The sequence below is a fragment of the Kitasatospora sp. NPDC059827 genome (assembly GCF_042731675.1).
Lineage (GTDB): Bacteria > Actinomycetota > Actinomycetes > Streptomycetales > Streptomycetaceae > Kitasatospora.
Map to the genome: position 1 here is coordinate 39,232 of NZ_JBHWIV010000062.1, position 8,935 is coordinate 48,166.

Consider the following 8,935-nt stretch of genomic DNA (forward strand, 5'->3'; position numbering starts at 1 on the left):
GCCGACCCGGCCGGTCCCCCTCCGCTACGCCGCTTCCTTCCCCCGTACGACCGAGGCGACGAAGGCCAGCAGCCGCTCGTTGACCGCCTCGGGCTGCTCCAGGTTCAGCCCGTGGCCCGCCCGTTCGAGGATCTCCGCCCGCACCGCCGGGATCAGTGCCGTCACCCGCTCCACCACCTGCCGCGGCCGCAGCAGCGCGCTGCGCCGGCCCACCAGCACCAGGACGGGCAGCCCGATCGACCCCAACTCCCCGTCCGTAAAGGGCCGGGCCGGCGGCCGGCCGCCCGGCTTGTAGCTGCGCATCGCGAGCATCAGCGGGGCGATCATCTCGCGCGGCGCACTGAGCGCCGGGTTCGCCAGCAGCCGCCCGAGTGCGGGGCGCAGCGGTCGCGGCGCGAGCATGCCGAACAGCCCGCCGATCATGTGGGCGTAGAACCGCGCGGGGACCTTCTCGATGCCGCCCGGGTCCAGCGAGGCGACGGAGGCGAGCCGCTCGGGCGCGTGGATCGCCTGGTTGAGGGCCAGCCAGCCGCCGTACGAGACCCCGACCAGGTGCACCCGGTCCAGTCCGAGCCCCGTCAGCACCTCCCCCAGCCACTCGGCGTTCTCCGCCGATCCGGCCGCGACGGCGCGCTGCACGCTGCGGCCGGGGTCGTCCAGGGTGTCGACGGCGTAGACCGGGTGGTGGGCGCCCAGGGCCGCGATCTGCGGGTACCAGTTGGACGGGTGCCCGGCGTGGCCGTGCAGCAGCACGATCGGCTCGCCGGTCCCCGCGCCGTAGCGGTGGACGTGCACGCTCCCGTACCCGGTCTCGACGTCGAACTCCTGCCGCGGGCCGGGCCACAGCTCCATCGCCCGGTCGTACGCCTCAAGGAACTTCGCCTTCGCCGCCTCACTGGTGAAGTGCCCGACGCTGGTCCTGGTCATGATCCCTCCCGGTTTTGATGGTATGGTTGTACCACAAAAACATCCGGAAGGAACCCGATGCCCAAGCTGGTGGACCACGAGGAGCGACGGGCCCACATCATCGACGCCCTGCTCCGCTCGGCGGCGAGCAGCGGCCTCCACTCCGTCACCATGCGCTCCGTGGCGATCGAGGCCGGCGTCTCCGTGCGGCTCGTCCAGTACTACTTCGACACCAAGGAGCAACTGCTCCTCGCCGCCATGACCCGTCTCGCCACCCGGATGGGCGAGCGCGTCCAGCGCCGCGTCCGCGCCACCGGCGCGAGCAGCGACCCGCGCGCCGTCGTCGAGGCGGTGCTGCTCGAAGCCGTCCCCACCGACGAGGAGAGCCGCGCCTTCCACCTCATCTACACCGAGTACGCCGTCCTCTCCGTCACCGACCCGGCCCTCGGCGGACAGCCCTTCCTCGCCGCACCCGACGAGATGGAGGCCTTCCTCGCCGACCGGCTCGCCGCCGCCGGCGCCGCCGACCCGCGCCAGGAGGCCGTCGTCCTGCTGGCGGTCTCGGCGGGCCTGGGCCTCAGCGTGCTGCTCGACCAGCGGACGGCGGAGGACGCCACGGCCGTCCTCCGCTACCACCTCGGCCGGGTCCTCCCTGCGTAGCACCGCTTCACCCAGGGCAGAACGCGGCGCCCTTCCCACCGCGCCCCGGATCCCTAGGCTGGAGGGGTGAGCACTCATGCGCCGAACGAAGCCCGCGTCATCCCGCTGCGCCGCCCGCAGGCCACGCCGCCCGCACCTCCCGCGCCGAAGGAACCGCTCTGGCGCGACCTCGTCGGCGACGTGCTGCGGCGCGAACGGCTCGCCCAGGAGCGGACGTTGAAGGACGTCGCGGAGACCGCCCGGATCTCGGTCCCGTACCTGTCGGAGCTGGAGCGCGGCCGCAAGGAGGCCTCGTCCGAGGTGCTCGCGGCCGCCGCCAAGGCCCTCGGACTCCGCCTCGGCGACCTGCTCTCGCTCGCCCAGGACGAGTTGGTCCGGCACACCCGGCCGAACCGGACGAGCGGGCCCCGGGCGCAGTACGACGGGCTCTGCATGGCGGCCTGACCGCAGCGGTGGCCGGCACACCCCCGTCGTACCGGCCACCGCCGACGCTCACCGCCGGCTCAACACCTGGTCCGCGAGCCCGTACGCGACGGCCTCCTCGGCGCTGAGCACCTTGTCCCGGTCCATGTCCGCGCGCAGCGTCGCCGCATCGTGCCCCGTATGCCGGGCGAGGACCTCCTCCACCTGCGCGCGGATCCGCACCATCTCCTTGGCCGCGAGGCTGAGGTCCGAGACCGTCCCCTGCCGCCCGCCGCTGGCCGGCTGGCCGAGCAGCACCCGCGCGTGCTGGAGCACGAACCGCCGCCCCGGATCCCCGCCGGCCAGCAGCACCGCCGCCGTCGACGCCGCCTGTCCGACGCAGAACGTCGAGATCGGCGCCTGCACGAAGGTCATCGTGTCGTAGATCGCCATCAGCGAAGTGAACGATCCCCCGGGCGAGTTGAGGTAGATCGAGATCTCGCGCTCCGGGTTCTCCGACTCCAGGTGCAGGAGTTGGGCGATCACCACGTTCGCGACCCCGTCGTCGATCTCGGTGCCGAGGAAGATGATCCGCTCGTTCAGCAGCCGGCTGAACACGTCGTACGTCCGCTCGCCCTTCGCCGTCCGCTCGATCACGTACGGAACCGTGTACGACCCCATGTCAGAGCCCCATCCGTCGCCGCGAGGAGGCCGGGCGGATGTCGGTGACCGACTCCACCACCCGGTCCACGATCCCGTACTCCTTGGCCTGCTCCGCCGTGAACCAGCGGTCCCGGTCGCTGTCCCGGGCGATCGCCTCCTCGCTCTGCCCGGTGTGCTCGGCAGTGATCCGCTCGATGGTGCGCTTGGTGTACTCCAGGTTCTCGGCCTGGATCTCGATGTCCGCTGTGGTACCGCCGATGCCCGCCGACGGCTGGTGCATCATGATCCGCGCGTTCGGCAGCACGAACCTCTTACCGCGCGCCCCCGTGGTGAGCAGGAACTGCCCCATGCTCGCCGCGAACCCCATCGCCAGGGTCGAGACGTCGTTCGGGATCAGCCGCATGGTGTCGTAGATGGCCAGCCCGGCCGACACCGACCCACCGGGGCTGTTGATGTACAGCCCGATGTCGCTCCGCGGATCCTCCGCCGAGAGCAGCATCAGCTGCGCACACACCCGGTTCGCCGACACGTCGTCCACCTGGGTGCCGAGCAACACGATGCGCTGGGCCAGCAGTTGGGCGGCGAGGTGGTCGTCGAAGGCACCGGGCACCGTCTCCCCCTGCCCCGCCCGGGGCAGCGGCGGCGTACTGAGCGAAGTCATCTGCTCCTCCTTGTCGAGCCGTTGACCCCACTCTCACCCCGCGCTGCCCCCCGGATGCCATTCCTCTGCCCGCCGCAGATTCGCCACGAGCAGAGCGCTACGGGGCCAGGTGGTCGAACTCCCCGGCCTTGACCCCACGCAGCAGCGCACGCAACCCGTCGGCCCTGCTCGTGATGACGACCTCAGGCTCATCACTCTCACGGAGCTTGATGGTGCCGCCGACAGCCACAGCAAGATAGATACAGTTCGCCGACTCGGAGCTGTAGCTGGACTTCTGCCAGTTGAGAACTGCCACGACATCTCCCCTCAGGTGTCCTTCTCAATACGGGCAATGAGATCACGTGACTCCTCGGGACTGAGGGCGCGGTCTTCCATGATGTCCAGGACCTTCTGGTACTTCACCAGTTGCGCATGGGCATCGAGGAACTCGGAGCCGTGATACGTATCGAGCTGCACGGTGTCGAGTTGGGGCACGACTGCGGAGCAGTAGACGATGGACTGCCCGGAGCCGGGGAACGTGCCGGAACCGAAGGGGATCACACGCACCGTGATGTTCTCGCGAGTACTCGCCTCGATGAGGTGCCGGTGCTGCGCGCGGGCTACGACCGGCCCACCGAACTCCATCCGCAGGGCCGCCTCATGGACGATCACGGTGAGCGGGATCGCCCGCTCACCATAGAGCACCGTTTGCCGCTTGATGCGATAGGAGACCCGATGCTCCACCTCGGGCGGCGACAGAGGAGGGAAGGCATCCCTGAAGATCGCACGAGCGTGGTCAAGCGTCTGGAGGAGACCGGGAATGTGAATCACCGAGGCGATACGCATCGCCGTGGCATGGTGTTCCGTCTCGGCAAGATCGAGCATGTTCGGCGGCAGCATGTCGCGGTATTCCTCCCACCATTCCCGCGTCCGCCTCCCGGTCATGCCGGCGAGAGCCTCGACCAGGTTCTGGTCCGTACACGTGTACGCGCGAGCGAACGCGCGGACACGCTCCGCGCTCACCGCGTATCGACCCGCTTCGATCCGGCTCATGTGGCCCTGGTTCACACCGACCAGAACTGCGGCCGCAGTTGAGGTGAGCCCAGCTCCCTCGCGGAGTTTCCGCAGTTCAAACCCAAGGCGCTGCTGCCGCAGCGTCGGGACACCGCTCGATGACATTGCGATCCTCCCATTCACTACCAAGAGTGAAATAGCAAGCCTTCAACGGCCCATATGGAAACTATGCCATGTTAGCGCTACGGTATGAAGCGGGCCAGTTACCCACCGTGCTGCCCGTGGTTCAACCATGCCTTGAGGCTGGAGACTTCCATGACCGCTAAGCCCGTGCCAAACCCCACCCCCTCCTTCAACCAGGAGCTGTGCGAACTCGTGCTCGACACCGCGCCCCGGCTCTTCGCCGTCGTCCAGGTGTGCGGCGACAGCGGCGCGGACGCCGACGGTTGGGTGGCGGCCTGGGGCCTCGCCGACCCCGACGGGCCGACCCACGTGATCAGCCTCGACGGCCGGGCCCGCCTGACCCTCGCCTCCCCCGAACGAGCCCTCCGCCACTTCGCCGGGCACCCGGGCATCACCGCCCGCCTCGTCTGGCTCGCCCACCCGAACACCGCCGCCCTGGACCAGCCCAAAGCCGCCTGACCCCTGCACAGGAAGTCGACCCAGTCAACTTCCTGTGCAGTAGGTCAAAACAATGCGGTCACTACCCGGTGTGTTGGCTGGAACGGCCCTGTTGACTGATGGCGAGCACCCGACAGGCTGAACCTGCACGAGCACGCGATTCCACGCAAGTGACCTGGCACTGGAGAGCATCGTGGATCTACGGTTCATCGGGATGGACCCGAACACCGGCGGCGAGGGCTCGCCCACGGTGTGGGTGGACGAGGAGACGGCCGACCTGGTCGTCCAGGCCGAAGAGGCCGACGAACTGTTGAAGGTACTGGTAGGCAACACGCAGTGGGTCGCCGGGCACGCGGTCGGTATCCCGGCCCACGAGAAGGTGCTCCGCATCCCCGCCCGCATGGTGCCGATCTTGAGGGAGGCATGTGACCGTGCAGAACGCCGCGCGGAAGAGCTTCGCTGAACTGCTGGCCGACACCCGGCACTCGGCGGTCCACCTGGAGATGCGCGACTCGTACGCGGTGGGCGACGAAGCGCAGGAGTTCGAGGAGTTCCGGCGCACCGGCCACGTGAGCCTCGACCCGACAGCTCGGTGGTGGCCCGGATGGCTCGGCACCGTACGTGAAGCCGTCGGCCGGGGCGTGGTGATGCGCCGGGCCCGGATCGTCTCGGAGCCCGTGACGGACTACATCCGCTGGGAGCACGCTTCCACGCCCTTGAACATCGGCGCCGGCGAGCTGGTGCGGTGGCTTCCTCGCCGCCTCGCCTTCGACCTCGCCTTGCCCGGCACCGACTTCTGGCTGTTCGACGAGCGCCTGGTCCAGTTCCACAACTGGACGGGTGCCGGAGACTGGCACCCCGAGGAACCCAAGGTGTGGAGCGACGACCCTGCGGCCGTCAAGCTGTGCGCCGACGCGTTCGAGCAGGTGTGGCAACGCGCCACCCCCCACGAGCAGTTCGCCGTCTGACCCTTCCACACACCGGACTGACAGCTCATGCCCGCTTCCCCGTCCTCCAGCGCCCAGGGCGCCCGCCAAGCGCTCGCCACGCGCCTGACGCATCTGCGCAAGGACGCCGGACTCAACGGGCGTGAGTTGTCGGCCCGTTGCGGCTGGCACCCCGCGAAGACCACCCGCATCCAGAAGGGCGAGACCCAACCCACCGACGCCGACATCCGGGCGTGGTGCATGGCGTGCGGGGCCGAGGACCAGGTGGACGACCTGATCGCCACCGCCCGCGCGGTGGACTCGATGTACCTGGAGTGGCGCCGCCTGCACCGGAACGGCATGCGCAGGACCCAGGAGGACTTCTACACCCGCCACGAGCGGACCAGCCTGGTACGCGCCTACTGCTCCAACGTGATCCCCGGCTTCCTCCAGACCCCCGCCTACGCCACCACGCTGCTGACCTCCATCACACGCTTCCAGGGCACACCGAACGACGTCACCGAGGCCGTGGCCGCCCGGATCGCCCGCAGCAGGTTCCTGTACGAGGGGCGCCACAGGTTCGTGGTTCTGGTCGAGGAGTGGGTCCTGCGCTCGCGCATCGCACCACCGGACGCCATGCTCGGCCAACTGCGCCACCTGCTGGCCGTGATGCCGCTGCCCTCCCTCTCCCTGGGCGTGATCCCCTCCACCGCTCAGCGGAACGGCAGTTGGCCCCTGGAGGCGTTCTACCTCTACGACGACCGCCGAGCCCTGGTGGAGACGCTGACGGCAGAGATCAACATCACGCAGCCACGCGAGGTCGCCGACTACCTCAAGGCCTTTCGGGAGCTGGCCACCATGGCCGTCCACGGCGATGCGGCGCGGGAGTTGATCGATTCGGCGATCGACTCGACCGGGTGAATCCCTGCAACTTCCAGCAACTCCTTTGATTCGCCGGGCGGCTGCTCGGCACCGTGGTCCCCGAGACGCCCCAGTCTCCAACCACCACGACCGAACAGGAGAACACCATGGGAGACCAGAACAAGGGCGGCCCGAACGACGGCAGCGGAGGCCAGCACTCCAAGCCCGGCGGTCCCGTGATCGGCCCCAAGCCCAGCCCCGACGGCCAGGGCCCCGACAAGGGCGGCAAGCACCGCTGATGACGGACGACCAGCACCTCCCGGAGCAGGCCGCCGTGCGTGGCCTGCTCCGAACCGTCGGCGATGCCCTCGGCCACGACGTGGCTCCCGAGTGGGCCAGGGCTGCCGAGGCAGCCCCGCGCCACTCCTTCCTCCCCGACCGCGTCTGGCTCGACCGCGACGGGACCTACCGCAGCGTCGACCGCCGCGAGGACCCCGCCGGATGGACGGCCGGCGCCCTGGCCGACGAGCCGGTGGTGACCCAGCTCAACGACGGCACCGCCCCCGGTGACCCGTCACAGAGGTGGCCATCCAGTTCTTCCTCCGCTCCCTCGGTCGTCTTCCGGATGCTCGAACTGCTCGACCTGCAACCGGGAATGCGGGTGCTGGAGGTCGGCACCGGGACGGGGTGGACCTCCGCCCTCATGTCCCACCGCCTGGGCGATGCCAACGTGACCACGGTCGAGGTGGATCCGGCGCTGGCCCTGAGTGCCCGCGTGGCCCTCAAGGAGGCCGGGTTCAGCCCCGAGGTGGTGTGCGGGGACGGCGCGCTCGGCTGGGGCCGGCACGCCCCCTACGACCGCGTGGTGTCCACCTGCTCCGTGCGCCGTGTCCCCGCTCCGTGGATCGACCAGACCCGGCCCGGCGGCGTCATCCTCACCCCGTGGGACAACCCGTGGATCTGCTGGGGCCTGCTGCGTCTCACCGTCGGCGAGAACGGGACGGCGGTCGGCAGGTACCTGCCGGTCAGCTCGTTCATGCTGATGCGCACCCAGCGCCAGGACCTGGAGATCCACGGCGACGTGGTGCAGGACGGCCGGACCCCGCAGCTGTCGACCACCACACTGCCACGCCGCCAAGTGGTCCGGGGCGATGCGGCGTTCGCCATCGGGCACCGGATCGGCGACATCTGGCACGCCTGGCAGGACAAACCGGCGGACGGGGTCGCGGACCGCCTGTGGGTCGCCACCACGGACAGCACCTCGTGGGCCGCGGTGGACCACGACGGCGGCGACCACGACCAGTTCACCGTACGGCAGCACGGGCCGCGCCGCCTGTGGGACGAGATCGAACGGGCGCACTCCTGGTGGCAGCGGAACGACTGCCCCGGACCGGAACGGTTCGGTCTCACCGTCACCCCCGAGGGCCACCGGGCGTGGCTGGACGATCCGGCGAACTCCTGGCCGCTGCATCAATGAGTTACCCCTGATCGCCTGCGCCTGCCCCAGCTCGCTCGTTAGTGTGAGAACCAGAACCATTGCCCGGGCGAGAGAGGACGCTGACATGACGTCTGGCAGCCCCGGACGTTGGCTCCTGCGGGGCTTCCTCACACTGTGCGTGCTGATCACCGTGGGGTGCGCCTGGTGGGCGGTGGCTACGGTCCTCCGGCTCGGGCATCCGGCGGAGACCGACGGCGACCGCGCGGAGCGAGTGGCAGGCCTTGACCATGAGCAGCACCCCCACAAGGGTCGCTACTACATCCCGACGGACACCGCGCTGTCCCGTATCGCCGATGGCTCGCAAGTCGCCTATCTGCACTACAGGCTCGGTGGCGGGGAGGACGTCAACATCGACGACTTCCTCCGCACGTACGACCTGCCGCTGCCCGGCACCCGCGCCCGGCTGCCGGAGGACCTCAAGGCGGCGCTGCCCGGCGAGGAGCCGGCCGAGGGGGTGCTGCTGCCGGAAGGGCGGCCCGGGCGGCAGGTGTTCGTGGTGGAGCAGCCGGGCGGGCGTCCCGGTGCGGCCGACGTGTACGTCCGGGCCGCCGGGTCATGAGGGGCTACCCGGCTCTTCACTTGCAGACTAAGGCAGTTGACGGTCGTTCGTGGAACACCGGTGGCAACCGTGCCGGGGGCCCGGGGGGTACCCGGCGGCGCGCCGGGAGGACGCGACCGCCGACTAGGACGGGTAGGACCACCCCGCGCGGCGGGTGCGGGGCAGCGAGTAACGCTAGTAGCAGC

Annotated in this window: 14 protein-coding genes; 9 read left to right on the forward strand and 5 right to left on the reverse strand. The window is 69.9% G+C overall.

The features are described 5' to 3' along the window. Nucleotides 1–24: 24 nt before the first annotated feature. Nucleotides 25–927 (reverse strand): alpha/beta fold hydrolase, encoded by a 903-nt coding sequence (locus ACFV8H_RS30210; RefSeq protein ID WP_380406308.1) that lies wholly within the window; start codon nucleotides 925–927, stop codon nucleotides 25–27. A gap of 57 nt (nucleotides 928–984) precedes the next feature. On the opposite strand from ACFV8H_RS30210, the gene ACFV8H_RS30215 reads away from it, so the two are divergent. Both ACFV8H_RS30215 and ACFV8H_RS30220 read left to right on the forward strand, forming a co-directional pair. Continuing rightward, a complete protein-coding gene (locus ACFV8H_RS30215) occupies nucleotides 985–1,566 on the forward strand; it encodes a TetR/AcrR family transcriptional regulator (RefSeq protein ID WP_380406311.1) in 582 nt (193 codons plus the stop codon). Between the two features lie 66 nt (nucleotides 1,567–1,632). Next, a complete protein-coding gene (locus ACFV8H_RS30220; RefSeq protein WP_380406314.1) occupies nucleotides 1,633–2,010 on the forward strand; it encodes a helix-turn-helix domain-containing protein in 378 nt (125 codons plus the stop codon). Between the two features lie 48 nt (nucleotides 2,011–2,058). On the opposite strand, the gene ACFV8H_RS30225 is transcribed toward ACFV8H_RS30220, so the two are convergent. From ACFV8H_RS30225 to ACFV8H_RS30240, 4 genes are all read right to left on the reverse strand, one after another. After that, on the reverse strand, nucleotides 2,059–2,649 hold the full coding sequence (locus ACFV8H_RS30225) for a ClpP family protease (RefSeq protein WP_380406317.1): 591 nt from the start codon (nucleotides 2,647–2,649) through the stop codon (nucleotides 2,059–2,061). Between the two features lies 1 nt (nucleotide 2,650). Next, on the reverse strand, nucleotides 2,651–3,292 hold the full coding sequence (locus ACFV8H_RS30230; RefSeq protein WP_380406320.1) for a ClpP family protease: 642 nt from the start codon (nucleotides 3,290–3,292) through the stop codon (nucleotides 2,651–2,653). 97 nt (nucleotides 3,293–3,389) lie between these two features. Next, nucleotides 3,390–3,587, reverse strand: a complete 198-nt coding sequence (locus ACFV8H_RS30235) for a DUF397 domain-containing protein (RefSeq protein WP_380406323.1) — start codon at nucleotides 3,585–3,587, stop codon at nucleotides 3,390–3,392. A gap of 11 nt (nucleotides 3,588–3,598) precedes the next feature. Further along, complete coding sequence (locus ACFV8H_RS30240; protein WP_380406325.1) at nucleotides 3,599–4,450, reverse strand: helix-turn-helix domain-containing protein; 852 nt, start codon at nucleotides 4,448–4,450, stop codon at nucleotides 3,599–3,601. A 150-nt stretch (nucleotides 4,451–4,600) separates the two neighbouring features. On the opposite strand from ACFV8H_RS30240, the gene ACFV8H_RS30245 reads away from it, so the two are divergent. The 7 genes from ACFV8H_RS30245 (at nucleotide 4,601) to ACFV8H_RS30275 (ending at nucleotide 8,750) form a co-directional block, all read left to right on the forward strand. Next, nucleotides 4,601–4,927, forward strand: a complete 327-nt coding sequence (locus tag ACFV8H_RS30245) for a hypothetical protein (RefSeq protein ID WP_380406327.1) — start codon at nucleotides 4,601–4,603, stop codon at nucleotides 4,925–4,927. Nucleotides 4,928–5,099: 172 nt separating this feature from the next. After that, nucleotides 5,100–5,369, forward strand: coding sequence for a hypothetical protein (locus ACFV8H_RS30250; RefSeq protein ID WP_380406330.1), 270 nt, complete (start codon nucleotides 5,100–5,102; stop codon nucleotides 5,367–5,369). Continuing rightward, nucleotides 5,332–5,874, forward strand: a complete 543-nt coding sequence (locus ACFV8H_RS30255) for a DUF6879 family protein (protein WP_380406332.1) — start codon at nucleotides 5,332–5,334, stop codon at nucleotides 5,872–5,874. Before ACFV8H_RS30250 ends, ACFV8H_RS30255 begins: the two co-directional genes overlap by 38 nt. Before the next feature lie 27 nt (nucleotides 5,875–5,901). Beyond that, nucleotides 5,902–6,753, forward strand: coding sequence for a helix-turn-helix domain-containing protein (locus tag ACFV8H_RS30260; RefSeq protein WP_380406335.1), 852 nt, complete (start codon nucleotides 5,902–5,904; stop codon nucleotides 6,751–6,753). A 107-nt stretch (nucleotides 6,754–6,860) separates the two neighbouring features. Beyond that, nucleotides 6,861–6,992, forward strand: coding sequence for a hypothetical protein (locus ACFV8H_RS30265; RefSeq protein WP_380406338.1), 132 nt, complete (start codon nucleotides 6,861–6,863; stop codon nucleotides 6,990–6,992). After that, nucleotides 6,992–8,170, forward strand: a complete 1,179-nt coding sequence (locus ACFV8H_RS30270; protein WP_380406341.1) for a methyltransferase domain-containing protein — start codon at nucleotides 6,992–6,994, stop codon at nucleotides 8,168–8,170. Before ACFV8H_RS30265 ends, ACFV8H_RS30270 begins: the two co-directional genes overlap by 1 nt. Nucleotides 8,171–8,255: 85 nt before the next feature. Continuing rightward, entirely contained in the window at nucleotides 8,256–8,750 is a 495-nt protein-coding gene (locus tag ACFV8H_RS30275) for a hypothetical protein (protein WP_380406343.1), read from the forward strand. Nucleotides 8,751–8,935: the final 185 nt, after the last annotated feature.